At 52.0% G+C, this 15,826-nt stretch carries 16 protein-coding genes; 9 read left to right on the top strand and 7 right to left on the bottom strand.

Annotation, left to right across the window (positions count from 1 at the left end):
* Window positions 1-242: 242 nt before the first annotated feature.
* Window positions 243-1,388 (bottom strand): alanine dehydrogenase, encoded by a 1,146-nt coding sequence (ald, locus tag ACJJI7_RS12820; protein WP_020411657.1) that lies wholly within the window; start codon window positions 1,386-1,388, stop codon window positions 243-245.
* Window positions 1,389-1,586: 198 nt separating this feature from the next.
* Here ald and ACJJI7_RS12815 point away from each other — a divergent pair, with 198 nt between their 5' ends.
* Window positions 1,587-2,072, top strand: coding sequence for an Lrp/AsnC ligand binding domain-containing protein (locus tag ACJJI7_RS12815; protein ID WP_020411656.1), 486 nt, complete (start codon window positions 1,587-1,589; stop codon window positions 2,070-2,072).
* A gap of 54 nt (window positions 2,073-2,126) precedes the next feature.
* Here ACJJI7_RS12815 and ACJJI7_RS12810 read toward each other — a convergent pair whose 3' ends face one another.
* The 3 genes from ACJJI7_RS12810 to putP all read right to left on the bottom strand — a co-directional run bounded on the left by ACJJI7_RS12810 (window position 2,127) and on the right by putP (window position 4,823).
* The gene (locus tag ACJJI7_RS12810) at window positions 2,127-2,591 is read right to left on the bottom strand and encodes an Mpo1 family 2-hydroxy fatty acid dioxygenase (protein WP_282951298.1); all 465 of its coding nucleotides are present in this window, start codon (window positions 2,589-2,591) and stop codon (window positions 2,127-2,129) included.
* A gap of 98 nt (window positions 2,592-2,689) precedes the next feature.
* Entirely contained in the window at window positions 2,690-3,202 is a 513-nt protein-coding gene (locus ACJJI7_RS12805; RefSeq protein WP_020411654.1) for an O-acetyl-ADP-ribose deacetylase, read from the bottom strand.
* A 154-nt stretch (window positions 3,203-3,356) separates the two neighbouring features.
* Window positions 3,357-4,823 (bottom strand): sodium/proline symporter PutP, encoded by a 1,467-nt coding sequence (gene putP, locus ACJJI7_RS12800; protein WP_444901988.1) that lies wholly within the window; start codon window positions 4,821-4,823, stop codon window positions 3,357-3,359.
* Between the two features lie 206 nt (window positions 4,824-5,029).
* Here putP and ACJJI7_RS12795 point away from each other — a divergent pair, with 206 nt between their 5' ends.
* Window positions 5,030-5,635 (top strand): hypothetical protein, encoded by a 606-nt coding sequence (locus tag ACJJI7_RS12795; RefSeq protein WP_211214878.1) that lies wholly within the window; start codon window positions 5,030-5,032, stop codon window positions 5,633-5,635.
* Here ACJJI7_RS12795 and ttcA read toward each other — a convergent pair.
* Together ttcA and ACJJI7_RS12785 are read right to left on the bottom strand one after the other, a co-directional pair.
* Complete coding sequence (gene ttcA / locus ACJJI7_RS12790; RefSeq protein ID WP_020411652.1) at window positions 5,520-6,437, bottom strand: tRNA 2-thiocytidine(32) synthetase TtcA; 918 nt, start codon at window positions 6,435-6,437, stop codon at window positions 5,520-5,522. The two genes, ACJJI7_RS12795 and ttcA, sit on opposite strands and share 116 nt — an antisense overlap.
* Before the next feature lie 132 nt (window positions 6,438-6,569).
* Window positions 6,570-7,238: an arylesterase gene (locus ACJJI7_RS12785; protein WP_282951301.1), complete on the bottom strand. Its 669-nt coding sequence runs from the start codon at window positions 7,236-7,238 to the stop codon at window positions 6,570-6,572.
* A gap of 45 nt (window positions 7,239-7,283) precedes the next feature.
* Here ACJJI7_RS12785 and ACJJI7_RS12780 point away from each other — a divergent pair, with 45 nt between their 5' ends.
* From ACJJI7_RS12780 to ACJJI7_RS12765, 4 genes are all read left to right on the top strand, one after another.
* Complete coding sequence (locus ACJJI7_RS12780) at window positions 7,284-8,006, top strand: ABC transporter ATP-binding protein (protein WP_282951302.1); 723 nt, start codon at window positions 7,284-7,286, stop codon at window positions 8,004-8,006.
* Window positions 8,006-10,456, top strand: a complete 2,451-nt coding sequence (locus ACJJI7_RS12775) for an ABC transporter permease (RefSeq protein WP_444901989.1) — start codon at window positions 8,006-8,008, stop codon at window positions 10,454-10,456. The genes ACJJI7_RS12780 and ACJJI7_RS12775 overlap by 1 nt, the downstream gene beginning before the upstream one ends.
* Window positions 10,457-10,463: 7 nt before the next feature.
* Window positions 10,464-11,768 (top strand): adenosylmethionine--8-amino-7-oxononanoate transaminase, encoded by a 1,305-nt coding sequence (gene bioA / locus ACJJI7_RS12770; RefSeq protein ID WP_444901990.1) that lies wholly within the window; start codon window positions 10,464-10,466, stop codon window positions 11,766-11,768.
* A 398-nt stretch (window positions 11,769-12,166) separates the two neighbouring features.
* Window positions 12,167-12,577, top strand: a complete 411-nt coding sequence (locus ACJJI7_RS12765) for a DUF6746 family protein (RefSeq protein ID WP_282951305.1) — start codon at window positions 12,167-12,169, stop codon at window positions 12,575-12,577.
* Between the two features lie 125 nt (window positions 12,578-12,702).
* Here the strand turns inward: ACJJI7_RS12765 and csrA are convergent, their stop codons facing one another.
* Window positions 12,703-12,918, bottom strand: coding sequence for a carbon storage regulator CsrA (gene csrA, locus ACJJI7_RS12760; protein ID WP_282951306.1), 216 nt, complete (start codon window positions 12,916-12,918; stop codon window positions 12,703-12,705).
* Between the two features lie 1,202 nt (window positions 12,919-14,120).
* Here csrA and ACJJI7_RS12755 point away from each other — a divergent pair.
* The 3 genes from ACJJI7_RS12755 (at window position 14,121) to ACJJI7_RS12745 (ending at window position 15,533) form a co-directional block, all read left to right on the top strand.
* Entirely contained in the window at window positions 14,121-14,516 is a 396-nt protein-coding gene (locus ACJJI7_RS12755; protein ID WP_444901991.1) for a hypothetical protein, read from the top strand.
* A gap of 88 nt (window positions 14,517-14,604) precedes the next feature.
* Complete coding sequence (locus tag ACJJI7_RS12750; protein WP_444901992.1) at window positions 14,605-15,030, top strand: DUF4288 domain-containing protein; 426 nt, start codon at window positions 14,605-14,607, stop codon at window positions 15,028-15,030.
* A gap of 71 nt (window positions 15,031-15,101) precedes the next feature.
* Complete coding sequence (locus tag ACJJI7_RS12745; protein ID WP_444901993.1) at window positions 15,102-15,533, top strand: hypothetical protein; 432 nt, start codon at window positions 15,102-15,104, stop codon at window positions 15,531-15,533.
* Window positions 15,534-15,826 lie beyond the last annotated feature (293 nt).

Raw genomic sequence — 15,826 nt, 5'->3', positions numbered from 1 at the left:
CCTGTCTTCTGATACTGAGCTATCGCCAACAACTGACTTTAAGGGTAATCAGTGCAGCAGTAAGCCAACCCAGAAAATAAAACTCGCAATAAAAAAGCCGCGTTGATACGCGGCTATCAATGACAGCTTTCACTGTCAGGTCTCACAGAGAGGAACGCCAGGAGCGCTCCGGGAAAAACTCCCAAATAACAAGCGCGTTGCAGCTCGTTTTAAATAGGCGGCTGCTGAGCAGCCGCCAACAATCAGGCTACAGCTTCTTCAGACTCAGCTACTTTTTGCAGAGCCAGCTTGGGATCCACAAATTCATAGCCCAATACATCGGCAACAGCTTTGTAGGTCACCATACCAGCGTGAACATTCAGCCCTTCCAGAAGATTCGCATCATCCAGCAACGCCTGCTTAGCACCTTTGTTTGCCAGGGCCACGGCGTAAGGCAGGGTAGCGTTGTTCAGAGCCATGGTGGAGGTGCGGGCTACACCGCCGGGCATATTGGCTACACAGTAATGTACTACCCCATCTACCACATAAGTAGGCTCTTGGTGGGTAGTGGCTTTGGATGTTTCAAAACAACCACCTTGGTCGATAGCCACGTCTACAACCACAGCACCCTTCTTCATGCGGCTGATGATGTCGCGAGTCAGCAGCTTGGGAGCCGCAGCGCCCGGAATCAATACTGCACCCACAACCAGGTCCGCTTCCAGCGCGTGCTTTTCAATAGCGTCGTTTGTGGAGTATTCGGTGCGCACAGCGCCACCGAAGATGTCATCCAGCTGACGCAGACGTGGCAGTGAGCGATCCAGGATGGTTACATCAGCACCCATACCCAGGGCCATCTTGGCTGCATTGGTACCAACAACACCACCACCGATAATCAGGACTTTCGCGGGGGCTACACCGGGTACACCACCGAGCAATACTCCAAGGCCGCCTTGAGCTTTTTCCAGGTGGTGGGCGCCACATTGTACAGACATACGACCAGCCACTTCAGACATCGGCGCCAACAGCGGCAGACCACCAAAGCGGTCGGTAACAGTTTCATAAGCGATGCAGGTTGCACCGGATTTCACCAACAGCTCGGTTTGCTTGGGGTCTGGAGCCAGGTGGAGGTAAGTGTAAAGAACCTGCCCAGGACGCAGCATTTCGCACTCATTCGGCTGCGGCTCTTTGACCTTGACGATCATATCGGCAGTGGCAAAAATCTCTTCCGGAGTATCAATAATCTTGGCACCGGCCTGCTCGTACATTTCATCGGTAAAGCCAATAGCTGCACCGCCATCTTTCTGTACGATTACCTGATGACCGTGGCCAACCAGTTCGCGAACACTCGACGGCGTCAGGCCAATACGATACTCGTGGTTTTTGATCTCTTTAGGGACGCCAATCAACATTTTCTGCTCCTCAATCTCTGTATCTGGCGCAATCTTTGCGCATAGACAAAGCCACACCTAATTTCTGTGTTTTCCCCAGTATAAGGCCACCCCTAAAGTGGATTTCTATAAGATTTTTTATCAAACTAGTGGAATCCACTATTAAACCTAGTCGATAGTCCGATTTTTGAGCTGATCATCTATCCAGGAGACAGAGGTATGCGCAAGCGCGCGGAAGAACTCAATACCGTGGACCGCAATATCCTGCGAGTCCTGCAAAAAAATGGCCGTACCAGCTATGCTGAACTCGCCCGACAAGTGGGTTTAACTGCTACCCCCTGTGTTGAACGGGTAAAACGACTGGAGAATGATGGCGTTATCCAAGGATACACTGCCCTGATCAATCCAGAATTCCTGGATGCCGCCCTGGTGGTTTTTGTACAGATTCGCCTGAACCGATCCGCCCAGGACGCATTTGAAGAGTTCCGCAACGCTGTGGCCGCACTACCGGAAGTACAGGAGTGTTACCTGGTCTCTGGCAATTTTGACTACCTGATCAAAGCACGGGTTGCGGATATGAGCGCCTACCGCAAGTTTTACGGTGAGACTCTTCTGACTCTGCCAGAAGTACAGGAGTGCACCAGTTACGTGGTGATGGAGGAAGTAAAAGAAACCCTGGAAGTACCAGTTCACTACAATCGATAAGCCCATTAGTAGGGGCGACTAGTCAGCCCCCCTACTGCAAGTTGGCAAGAGTGATCAGTAGTGGATTCCCAGCTTGCGATAAACAAAACCTATAACCCAAGCCGGGCCAATCAGTAGAAACTGAATATCTTTAAAGAAAGAGGGCTTTTTCCCTTCGATATGGTGGCCTATAAACTGAAAAATCCACATCACTACAAATAGTCCCAGTGCCGTCTGCCAAACGGGCACCCCCAGGCGCTCCGCTATCGACCAGGCCCAGAGGCAAACTACCGTTAAGGCCGTCATGCCAATAGCAATTGCAAAGGAAAGGGCAAAATAGAAAAGCATCACTGGCACTGTGATCACTACAGCCCAGTTCAACCAAGGGATCGCCGCCATAAACTGCGGCTGCGGAATATCCCATAGCAGGCCAACAACAGTTGCATAAATTACCGGTACTGCAACCCAGTGAATGGATTTATTGATCGGGTTCTGGTGGCTCTCGCCGTATTCGGCAAACCACTGCTGGGCGGTGCGCATGACAATCTCCTTTTCTTATTGTGTCATTGTCAGGAGAGCTATGATCCTCCGGGCACAAACGGTAATCAATGGCCGAAAGTGCCAGGTAAAATATTTTGTCAACGCCGCACGTATGCATCCAGCTGAGCGTGATAGAGTTCAGCCATCTCCCTATCGAAACAGCAGAAAACAATACTCTGTGGCTCCCCCTCTCTCTCCAAGTGCTGCTGCACCTGTTCAACGGCGATTTCTACCGCAAGCCTGGGAGGATAATCATAAACACCGCAACTAATTGCGGGGAATGCGATGGAACGCATGTTCTCTCGCCGCGCCAAAGTCAGGCATTGGCGGTAACAGCTCGATAAAAGCTCTGGCTCACCCAAACGGCCACCGCGCCAGACTGGCCCAACCGTGTGGTAAATACGTTTGACAGGAATTGAAAAAGCGCTAGTGGCACGGACCTCACCAACCGGGCAACCCCCGATACTGCGGCAGGCATCCAACAAATCTGGACCCGCCGCACGGTGAATGGCGCCATCCACTCCACCACCGCCGAGTAGACGAGCGTTGGCGGCATTGACGATGACATCGACGTTTAATCGCGTGATATCACCGAGATGAACTTTGATCACTCAGTATCTCCAACCGCTATTTGAATAATCGCTGCGGATGGAAATCCTTTTCGCTTCACAACAGTCGCACCCATATCACAGGCGCGCCCTTTGCGTAGCTGTCACACTGCACTCAGCCCCATCACTGGGGGCCGCAAGTACAAGCCCTCCGGGGTTAGCCCAGCAATTTTTTATGCTGGGAGGCCACGGCTTCCGGGCATTTCGTCAGTACGCTAACTATGACGATAGCAGCTGCTGAGAAAATAAAGCCCGGCAGCAATTCATAGGTATCGAAGAGACCACCGGAGAGCTGCTCCCAGATCACCACTGTGCCACCACCGACAATCACCCCTGCAATGGCACCGCTGCCAGTCATTCTTGACCAGTAGAGGCTGATCAGCAGTGCCGGTCCAAAGGCGGCGCCGAGTCCGGCCCAGGCGTAACTCACCACATCCAAGACCTTGGAATCAGGATCCATAGCAATCCAAACAGCGATTAGAGAGAGCCCAACAACGGCCCAGCGCCCCACTTTCACCATGGCTTCAGGACTGGTCTTACGTCCAAACCAGACATGATAAATATCCTCTGCCAATGCTGCAGAGGACACCAACAGCTGGGAATCTGCGGTGCTCATAATGGCGGAGAGGATCGCCGCTAGCAGTACACCCGCGACAACCGGATGGAACAGAACCTGAACCAGTTCCATAAAGACCGTCTCGCCATCCGGCAGCCCCTGCTGCATCTGTAGGTGGGCAAACAGGCCAACTGCCATAGCACCCAAAAAGCCAACCAGGGACCAAACTGCGGCAACGGTTGCAGCCGCAGGTACATCATCCGGGCTGCGTACCGCCATAAAACGCGCCAGGATATGGGGCTGGCCAAAGTAGCCCAGCCCCCAGGCGAGAGAGCTCAAAATGGCAACCATGCCCAACGCCTGTCCACTGCCATCAGTCAACCAATGCGTTAACTGGGGCTGTTGTGCTTGCAACTGAGCCCAGCTGGCGGAAAAGCCACCCTGATCGGAAATCACCACTAAAGGAACGGCAATCAGAGCAACACTCATTAGCAGACCCTGGAATACATCTGTCCAGGATACCGCCAGGAAACCGCCAAATAGCGTGTAAGAAATCACTGCAACTGCACCGATAACCACTGCAAAGTGGTAGTCCCAACCAAAAACAGTCTCAAATAACTTACCGCCGGCAATCAGCCCCGAAGCCACGTAAAAGAGGAAAAACAGCAAGATGAAAATAGCGCATACCGTGCGCAGATAAGGGTGGCCCATCTTGAAACGGCGATCCAGGTAGGCTGGCACCGTCAGGGAATCATCCAGTTCATAGGTATATATGCGCAGGCGGCGCCCCATACTGGCCCAGCTCAGCACGATACCGGAAAAGAGGCCTATAGCAATCCAGCCCGCAGACATCCCCGCAGCATAGGCAGCACCGGGTAATCCCAGCAGTAACCAGCCGCTCATGTCAGAGGCCCCAGCAGAGAGCGCCGCAACGGCAGGGGGCAATGAACGGCCACCAAGGAAATAATCACTGGCATTTTTGGTACGCATATAAGCGTAAATGCCAATCACCAGGATTAGGGCCAGGTAGGCGATAAAGGTTAGGGCTACGAGCCACTGTGCAGGCATGGGGGATTCCTTCTACTCAAACTGAGTGGCACCTAGAGAGGGCACTTTCTGCGACTCGCTGCTCGCTTTTTGGGCAAAATGAGCTACGGGATCGGTACCACTTCAAAAATTGTTATGTTTATTGCGCCTAAATCTACCCAACAGGTGGCGTCGACTCAATCCGCAAACTAAATATTCAGAACAGCCACAGAAAAAAAGACAACACTATGGGCATTTGTCTGGACGAATTGCGCCTCCAGGTTATCCGTCCGACCCTCAAACACCTGAGAGCCTGGAGTCAGGGCATGGAAAACCTCCTGCTCGGCACAGCCGCACAAGAATCACAGCTCGGGTTTCATCTCAAGCAGGGACGGCGCCATGGATTGGGCATCTATCAAATCCAACCACACACGCACCGGGAGATCTGGGATCACTATCTGATCGATCATCCAGCCCTGGCCTCAAAGGTACGCGGCCTGGCCAGCCAGCGAGACTTTCTCGATCACCCCCACAGCGAGCTGACCACCAACTTGCGCTATGCCACCGCTATCGCCTGGCTGGTTTACCGCTCAGCGAATGTTCACAAGATTCCCGAGCCGGAGACCAATGATGTGGCGAAAATGGCGCGGCTGTGGCACCAGCATTTTCACCACGGGCCCAGCGCCACTACGAGGGATTTTGAATGCAGCTATGCCCAACTGGTAAGTGGTGCAGACCCTACAAATTCAGCGCCGAGATATACTGGGGCGCAGCCTCCTGAGCATCCTCAGGCTCCCAGGAATTCACCTGACGCTGAATTAAATGGTCAGGGCGCTCGGCAGCCGACGGCTTAGAGCGATCCAATTCCAGGCTTTCAAAGTTGTAGAGATCCCTGTCTGCCAGTTGCGATGGGGATACACGCGTTAATGCGGCAAAGATATTTTCACTACGTCCTGGGAATTTTTTATCCCACTCCCGTAACATCTGCTTAATCGCCTGCCTCTGCAGATTTTCCTGGCTACCGCACAGGTTGCAGGGAATGATCGGGAATTCCTTAAACTCCGCATAGCGGGCAATATCCTCTTCACGGCAATAGGCCAGCGGACGAATCACAATATTGCGCCCATCATCGGCACGCAGCTTGGGCGGCATTGCCTTCAGGCGACCGCCGTAAAACATATTCAGGAACAAGGTCTCGACAATGTCGTCTTTATGGTGACCAAGGGCTACTTTGGTAGCACCGATTTCCTCGGCAAAGCCGTAAAGGGTACCGCGGCGCAGGCGCGAACAGAGGCTACAGGTGGTCTTGCCTTCAGGCACCACTTCCTGCACAACTGAATAGGTGTCTTTTTCCACGATGTGGTGCGGCACGCCGAGGGAGCGCAAATACTCCGGCAGGATATGCTCCGGGAAACCCGGCTGTTTCTGGTCCATATTCACCGCCACCAGCTCGAAATTGACCGGTGCAGTTTTTTGCAGGTTCAGCAGGATATCCAGCATGGCATAGGAATCCTTGCCACCGGACAGGCAGACCATAATTTTGTCGCCTTCTTCAATCATGTTGAAGTCCGCAATCGCGCGACCCACATGACGACGCAGGCGCTTCTGCAGCTTGTTAAATTCGAGTCGCTCGCGGCGATTTTCCACTTCGGGCATGGTGTCTCTCTAACTAGTTCAGTACCGCTGGCCGGTTACAAACCTGGGGGCACAGCCGCAGTACTACTTCTTGTGGCTGATGGCCAGTTGCTGGCTTTCCCAATCCTGGGGGCGCGATTGTACGCATTTCGATCACGGAGTACACGACTGGCTATCCACCTCTTCTGCCAGCAGTGACTCAACACAGGGCCATACATGGTCCAGCAATGCGGGCTGGGCCTTGGCGGTTGGGTGGATACCATCCGATTGCATTGCCCCATCTGCCAGCGCCACTGTCTCCAGGAAGAAGGGCACCAACCCGACCTGCTCAGATTTCGCCACCTTGGGATATACAGCGGCAAAGGCATTGGTGTAGGCACGACCGTAGTTAGGAGGAATACGCATGCCCAATAGCAATACCTCAGCACCAGAGTTCTTGGCCAGTTTCACCATTTCCATCAGATTGCGCTGCAAGGACTGCGGCGGGTAACCCCGCAGGCCATCGTTACCACCCAGCTCCACAATCAGCCAACGCGGATTGTACTCCTCCATCAGGCGAGGCAAACGCGTCAACCCACCGGAAGTCGTTTCGCCACTGATACTGGCATTGACCACTCGAATTTTTTTACCTTTCTCCTGCAGGCGCTCTCGCAATAATTGCACCCAGCCCTGCTCTTCACTAATACCGTAAGCAGCGCTGATACTGTCACCCAGCACCAATAAGGTATCCGCAGTATTCGCCTGAGCAGCCCCGACAGGGATAAACAGCAACAGTACCAAGCTGAATTGAGCCGCCAACTGCCGAAAAAAGGCTGTCGTCATGTCATACTCTCCAAAAAATTCGCGTATCCGTATAGGGAACACAGTATGTCCGCCATTCTTACGGCAGAAAACCTGTATCACAGAGTCTCCACCAGCGAAGGGCCATTGACCCTATTAAACAATATCTCTCTGCAACTGGCGCGCGGGGAAAGCCTGGCTGTGACCGGTGCCTCAGGTTCCGGCAAGTCCACCCTGCTCGGTCTATTAGCGGGATTGGACAAGCCCAGCGAAGGAAAAATCTGGCTGGCCGGTGAAGAAATTACCGCCCTGGATGAGGAACAACGTGCAGCGATACGCGCCCGCTGCGTGGGTTTTGTATTCCAAACTTTCCAGCTACTGCCAGGTCTCACGGCTCGTGAGAATGTCATGTTGCCCAGTGAGCTGCGTGGAGAGCGCGGCGCCGCCAAGCGCGCAGAGGAATTTCTGGCCAAGGTTGGCCTGGAACATCGCTTGGGCCACTATCCGCGCCAGCTCTCCGGTGGGGAGCAGCAGCGGGTTGCCATTGCCAGGGCCTTCGCTAGCTTTAGCGGAGAGGACGCCATCCTCTTTGCCGACGAACCCACCGGCAGCCTGGATGCCGGCAATGGCGCCAAAATCATCGATTTGCTCTTCAAGCTCAACGCCGAGTCCAGTACCACTCTGGTATTGGTAACCCATGAGCAACGCCTCGCTGAACGCTGCGCCACTCACTTGCGTATGTCTGCTGGAACCGTAGAGTCTTACGTGCCCTTCTCAGGTGACGACAACTTGTCGGAGGTATCCGCCTGATGCTGCCGCTGCGACTGCTTTTCAGGGACTGGCGCGGTGGCGAGCTGGCCCTGATCGCCAGTGCCCTGGTACTGGCCGTGACCTGTGTAACCGCCATTGCCCATTTCACTGACCGCCTTACCCGCGCCATGGAGCAGCAATCCCTCACTTTCCTGGCCGCAGAGCGGGTGCTGCGCAGCAGCAAACCCGTGGATAGCGCATGGCTGGAGGAAGCCGACAAAAAGGGATTGGAACAGGCCCAGATAGTCCAGTTTTCATCCATGATCTCCGCCAACGACGAGTTCCAGTTTGTCTCAGTCAAAGCTGTCGACAAAGGCTATCCATTGGTGGGACAACTGGAAATCAGCAAGTCCCCGAAAGGCCCAGGGGAAGTGGCACCGCAAGGACCTCCCCCGGGAGAAGCCTGGGTGGAGTCCCGCCTTCTACCATTGATGGGAATCCAGCTCGGCGATCCTATCGCCCTCGGCGACACCCAACTGAAAGTGACAGCCATACTGGAGCGGGAACCCGACCGGGGCACCAGCCTGTTTGATATGGGCGCGCGACTGCTAGCCAATACCGCCGACCTGCCCGCAGCAGGTGTCATCCAGCCCGGCAGCCGAGTGCGCTACCGCTATCTGTTTGCCGGTGATGACCAAGTCCTGAAGGACTACTTTGACTGGCTCAAACCTCAGCTCACTGAACACCAGCGGATCTTGGACCTGCGCGAAGGCCAGCCCCGGGTTGCCTCTGCTCTGGATAGAGCCGAGTCATTCCTGTTTCTCGCCGCCAGCCTGGCCGTACTTCTCGCCAGTGTCGCCGTTGGCCTGGCAGCCAGACGCTACGGACTCCGCCACGGCGCCTACGTAGCCGTAATGAAAAGCCTCGGCGCCGGGCGCAATAAAATTCTCGGTATTTACCTGGGACAGCTAGCCGCTCTCACCCTGATTGCCACTGCTATAGGTCTGGCACTGGGCACCTTTATCCAGAGCCAGGCGGTCAACCTGATGGAAGGGTTCTTCCCAGTACAACCCCCGGCTACCAGCTGGAGCCCACTGCTAATTGGACTCGCCACCGGCCTCGCCTGCGCCCTAGGCTTCGCGCTCCCGCCGCTGTTCCGTTTGGCGCGCACAGACCCGATGCAAACCTTGCGACACGACTGGAGTAACCCGGACAGACGCGAATGGCTCGGGCTGATTCTCGGCCCCAGCGCCATGCTACTTCTGATCTGGTGGCTGTCCGGCAGTCTGCTCATGACGCTCGCGCTGTTTGTCGGCATGCTCCTGTTGGTAGCGGGCAGCGCCTTGGTTAACCGACTCCTGGTGCGCGGCAAATTGGCTTCCCTGGGCGGCGCTTGGCGTATTGCCCTGGGTAGCCTGCAACGCCGCGCCGCGTTTAACACCCTATTGATTGCCGCTTTTGGCACCGGATTATTGGCCATGCTGGCCATGGTCTTTGCCCGTACCGCCCTGGTGGACGAATGGAGGATGCAATTACCGGAAAAAGCCCCCAACCACTTCCTCCTGAATATCGCCCCCCACGATGTTCCAACCATGGAAAACATGCTGGCAGAGGGTGAGGTAAGCAGCACCGAGTTTTACCCCATGGTGCGCGGCCGTTTGGTAGCGATTAACGGCGTCTCGATTAAAGAGAAAAAAGATCGTCCCGGCGGCGTTCGCCGGGAGTTGAACCTGAGCTACACCGATACCCTGGCGCCGGACAACCGTATCTTGGAAGGCGAATGGTGGGACAAGGCCAGCGAAGGGGTTTCCGTAGAAGTGGAGTTGGCAGCCCAGCTGGAACTGTCACTGGGGGATCAGTTGCGCTTTTCCATCGGCGGACTGGAAGTAGAAGCTCCGATAGCCAGCTTCCGCTCGCTGGACTGGAACAGCATGCGCCCCAACTTCTATATGATATTTGCACCGGGCACTATCGATGATTTCCCGGCTACCTATATCACCAGTTTTTACCTCCCACCGGAGGACAAGTTACTAGTCAACGACCTGGTTCGCGCCTTCCCCAGCGTCAGCGTGATAGAGCTGGATAAGATCATCCAGCGTATCCGCGACACCATTAACCAAGTGTCCTTTGCTATCGAATCGGTGATGGCCCTGATGCTGGTTGCCGGGGTCCTGGTATTAATTGCCGGGGTCCGCGCCAGTATCGCCGAGCGATTGCAGGAAGCGGCAATTATCCGCACACTGGGAGGCCGCAGGCGCTTGTTACTGAGAAGCCTGATACTGGAATTTGGCCTACTGGGTTTTGCCGCCGGTTTGCTCGCGGCTATCGGTGCTGAAGCCACCTTGGCTGTGCTGTCTTATTGGGTCTTTGAACTGCCGGTGATATTGCACCCAGTCCTTTGGCTAACCGGACCACTCACCGGTGCAGTACTGGTTGGCACTGCCGGTACCCTGGCCTGTTACAGCTCGATCAGCCAGCCCCCGCTCAGAGTACTGCGCGAACTGGCCTAACTGATGAATGTCGGCTCTTGAGAATAAAGATGTAGTTTTTATGGACCTGGATTTCGATCGCAAACATATTTGGCATCCCTACTCCTCCCTGATCGACCCGCCCCCGGTGTATCCGGTAGCACGGGCCGAGGGGGTAAGGCTTTACCTGGAAGACGGGCGCGGCCTGATCGACGGTATGTCCTCCTGGTGGAGTGCCCTGCACGGCTACAATGTGCCCGAGCTAAACCAAGCCATGCGCGATCAGATGGACAAAATGTCCCATGTGATGTTCGGGGGGTTAACTCACGAGCCCGCAATCGAGCTGTGCAAGAAATTAGTGGAAATCACTCCACCTGGCCTCAACCGGGTATTTCTCGCCGATTCCGGTTCAGTGTCTGTGGAAGTGGCCATCAAGATGGCCATTCAATACTGGCACTCCCAGGGAAAACCACAGAAGAGCAAACTGCTCGCCCTGCGCAATGGTTACCACGGCGATACATTCGGAGCCATGGCCACCTGTGACCCGGTCACCGGAATGCATCACTTGTTCGCCGGGCAACTGAACCAGCACCTGTTCGCCCCCGCTCCGCAGGTCCCCTTTGGCAACACCTGTAGTGACAGTGATATCGCCGAACTGCGCCAGCAAGTGGAAGAGAACCGCGATCAACTAGCCGCGATTATTTTAGAGCCCATCGTCCAGGGCGCTGGCGGCATGCGTTTTTATTCTGCCGACTATTTGCGCCGTGTACGCGAGCTCTGTGACGAGAACGACCTGCTATTAATCGCCGATGAAATCGCTACCGGCTTTGGCCGCAGCGGCAAGTTATTTGCCTGTGAACACGCCGATATCATCCCGGACATCCTCACACTGGGCAAAGCCCTCACCGGCGGCACCATGACCCTCGCCGCCACTCTCTGTACCGATAAAGTGGCTGAAGGTATTTGCAGAGGGGAAGCCGGTGTATTTATGCACGGCCCCACTTTTATGGGTAACCCCCTGGCTTGTGCCGTCGCCGATGCCAGTATTCAACTGCTACTCAGCGGACCCTGGCAGGAGCGAGTAACCGCAATCGAACAGCAGCTGACCGAACAGCTAGCCCCATTAAAATCCGCACCGGGTGTCGCCGATGTTCGAGCCCTTGGAGCGATTGGCGTGGTGGAAATGCGAGAGCCGGTCAATACGGCCAAAGTGCAGGAAGCTCTAATCGAGCGCGGAGTTTGGCTGCGCCCCTTCGGCAAGCTGGTCTACGCTATGCCGCCCTATGTGATTTCGAAAGAAGACCTTAGCCAATTAACTTCAGCAATGGTTAATGTACTGGGAGAGGTTTCCTAGCCCCCGTACCAATTAATTTGTGAGGCCGGTCTCAATAATACCGGGTTAACCGGCTCTTTCTGTCAATAACCTTCACAGTTACTGCTGCGAGCAGATGGCTATCTGATTACTTTCCTTAATACGGGGGGCGCCGCTTCCAGGCTTAAAACCTCCGTTGGCCTCTCCCGTATTCGTCGTTCTCAGATTCAATTTTCTTCGTCTTTACAAACTTCGATCAGCTTGATCGCAATTTCTGCCAGAAATGTTTTGAGCCCCTAAAAATTCCTGTATCATAAATGTTAATGATAGTTATCCTCATTTGTGATAGCAATCAAAGTGATCACTGTTAAATGTTAGGCATTCACCTCGCCCGATCAATGCCTTTTCAATCTTTACTGCTTGGGCGTTAGAGAGGAAAAATGAGAATTTTAATTGCATTACTTTTTGCGGTTACTTTTGCTACCACGGCGCAAGCTAGCGATGCATCAGGAGAAAAACCCATTCAGCACCTCAAGGTAGCGGATGTTACTTCGATGAAGGATGCCAAGAAGATTTTCATTGAGAAAACAGCAGAAATTAAGAGCAAGCAAAAGCTTGATGCTGCTGAGCTTCACCAGATTCATGTCATCACCTACACGCTTGAAAAAAGCGTTGAGTTTTTCGCAGAGAACTTAAAGGGTGAGAAGCAAGAGCTGGCAAAAGAAATTGCCGTTGTGGTGGAGAACATCCATCTTAACTCCGAAAACAACCGTACAGAAAAGACCCGCAAGGATCTGAAGGAATACTTTAAATTAGCAGACAAATTTGCCGCTGGGTTTAAGCATCACTAATAAAGCTCAATCCCGAGCTTAAACAGCGTCTCTATTCGTAGCGAAAGGCTCGTCTAGTACGATAGAAAACTGAAGGGCTAGCTATCAATAGTTAGCCCTTCAATAATAACACCACTCGTTCATGGCTAGGTGCCACAACCTCGATCAGATTCTTTACGATACCCATTGCCCATACTTCCTTCCTTTTTGATCCGCCTATAAATCTCCTCGCGGTGTACGGGTAAGGATTTTGGAGCAAGTATTCCTATCTTCACCTGATTACCCTTAACTTCCAATACCGTGACTGAGACATTTGCTCCAATCCGTAAGTTTTCGCCTGTGCGGCGCTTTAAGACCAACATATTTATGTCCTACTGATACTCAAGCCATAAGTAGACCTTCCACGACGGGAAAGCTTGAATAGTAACGTTTTGAGGAAATACGGGGTGGTGCGCGAGAACGGTAGGCGTAGAAAAAGAAAAGGCAGACGCAACGCCGCCAGGGCTTGGGGAATCTCTCCAAACCGCTGATTGTGCTCCACTTTATTGAAGACGAGCGGGTTTCTAGCGTACTATTCATATAGCCATCTTGATAGGTGATTTATCAATTTGGTTAGCTGGCCCCAGGTGTTCCAGCACCTTGGGTCAGCGCCTTTTACTATTTCTTACTTCACGCGACCGTTCTCCTTTAAGGGGGTGATTTTTAAGAGAAATCTTGGTTTCTTGATTTTCTCGGCTCTCTTGAATCGAGCTGCTTTGATTATTGGCTTCAGATGGCTTCTTAGTTACGGCCAGAATAACAATAAAGATCTATCGATTTTACGCAGCTTTGACACTAAAACAAACTTAATAAAATCCAATAAGATCATTTTTGTGCCTATATTTTTAATTATTATTCATGCTTTGGAAAATTTCAGTTGTGCATAAAAATGGCCATTTAAATTAACACTCCTCACCGTTTCTCGCGTTAGAATGCAAAAAACAATAGTAATACTGCTACTTGAAATACCTTCCACGCATCAATAGAAAAGATCTCTCGAGAGCCAAAATATCTTACAGACTTTTATTATATTGCTGTGGTATTTAGGTCGGCACTCTATTCGTAGTGATAGTGCTATTTTCACTCATTATTTAGGATCCAAGCCTTATGGTACGGTAACCCCTATTTAAAAAGGCCGCACCAGAACATCCACCAAACGCTCTGGTTTGACAGATGGTTTTGGGGAAATATCATCCTTAACTGCTTGAGCCTGCTGATTTTATATACATTTTGTTGCTTTTCCGTACTGCCAACATCAAAGATCAAGAGCAACCGCACATATCCACAGTAGAAAAAGCGCTAACTCATTGATTTTGAATGATTTACGCCTGTGATCAAAAGCAGCAAAATATCAGGATATAATGCAGCCGCACTATATCCACTAGAGTAATTTTCCACCAGTGCTGGCTAACATACTGATTTATTTGATTTTTTCTGGCTAGAGGAGTTTCCTCCTCTTGGGATATATCGGCTGGTGATATAATGCAGCTGCTTCTGAATACACTGTTAGGCGGTAGGAGAGAGAATGTTGATCGTAGCGGAAACGTCCGGAATTTCGATTTCACTTGATCCAAAGGAAACTGAAGACCGGGTTGGTTCTATTAAATTTGATCTTAAAGTCAAGTTTAATACTCAAAATCAAGCTTCAGAGTTTTCTCTAAATAATATTTGGATTGAAGAAACTGAACTGAATCAATTCGAAGCTCAACTAGATAAAAGTCAGATCGCTGAACTTACCGATATGAGTGGCTTTACTATTCTTCGTCTTCAGCATGTCGATGACTTCACCAAGCTAGAGATCAATCCAATAAAAGAGCGCATGTCTGAAGAATATGATCGAATTAATATCTCAATGTATGTAGAGTATAATTTGTTCACTTATTTATATCGGGCGCTTAATGATTACGCTAAGTGGTGGTAGAGCGCCTAACAAGCGGCTGCATTTCGTTCCGGCCTTCGGCCTCCACCGGACTCGCTACGCTCGCCGATGAGCCGAGCGTTAGCATAATATGAGTATGTGGAAAACATTCGCTGTAAAAACACTATATCGGACTAAAACAACTGGAGTACCTCTTTCAACTAGTGAGGGATACTCTGATCAATACGATATGGTTGAAGAACGAGTCGTTACTTTTAAGGCTCGATCATTTGATGAGGCAATTGAAAGAGCAGAACGAGAGGCCGAGGAATATGCTCGTGAGGTTTTTGTTAATCCCTTTGGCCAAAATGTGGCGTGGTATTTCACTGGTGATTCTGTCGCTTTTGAGCCTTATGATTCAGTGCCGGCTAATATTGAAGTATTCTCTAGTACATATTTAGTTCCAAGAAAATTGAATGACAAATACCTTGCTGATAACTGTTTTGGACAGAGTTATGAAGATGACGAAAAAATCAGGATCAATTTTCTTAATTCTGACATAGTGGGGTTTCGGTAAGATGCTAACAAGCAGGTGCATGTGACAGCCGCCGCTTTGCGTCGTCTGCACATGACCTGAGCGTTAAGGCAATGAAAACTCAGCAACTGTGGAACTACATTACATTTTCGAGCTTGGCTATAGTCTTGCTAATTAGTGCCTACTTTCTACATCTGGAAAGAGACTTCATATCAGACTATAGAGTTTTCAAAGGCTATATCGTAGATGATGAAGAGCTGTCAGGTTTTTTCGAGTGTGGTGGAAAAGTAGGAGTTAGTTTCACAGACACGGGGGGAACTGGTATCTACAAAGAATATCTCGCTCGCAAGGTGAAACTTCGCGAACCTATCTATGTAGAGGTTGTAGGCCGTATTACTGATGACGGGGGCCCGGGCTGGGGTATGGCTGGAGAGCCGTGGGATCAAAATCTCGAAATTCGCGAGCTGCAACGAATTAAAAGGTTACTGCCCGTAGCTTGCGGGGCTCGTCCGCCGATAGAGATAGAAACAACCTATGAGGGATAGCCTTAACAAGGCCGGGCAATTTGCTCCGGGCTTTTGGCCCTCCGCGGGACAGCTTACCTTGTACGCATTTTGCGCGGGTCGCAGCGCTCCCATTTTCGCGCAAAATGCGTACAAGGTAAGCTGCCCCTGCCGGCGGCGTTATTGTGGCGGTCATTTTTTAGATGGTTTGTAGTTGCTGCAAGTAACAATCTCTACCTGAACACGCTTCGCCAGAGAGTTCTCCTTCAAACTGGTACTGCAGTTTCGTTCAAGTGCCTTCGTTTAAAGCCAACAAGTTCTGCAAGCCAGCTGCA

The organism is Microbulbifer variabilis (assembly GCF_056232115.1).
Note: the sequence above shows the minus strand (reverse complement) of the source record. Positions and strands in the feature narration are given on the sequence as shown.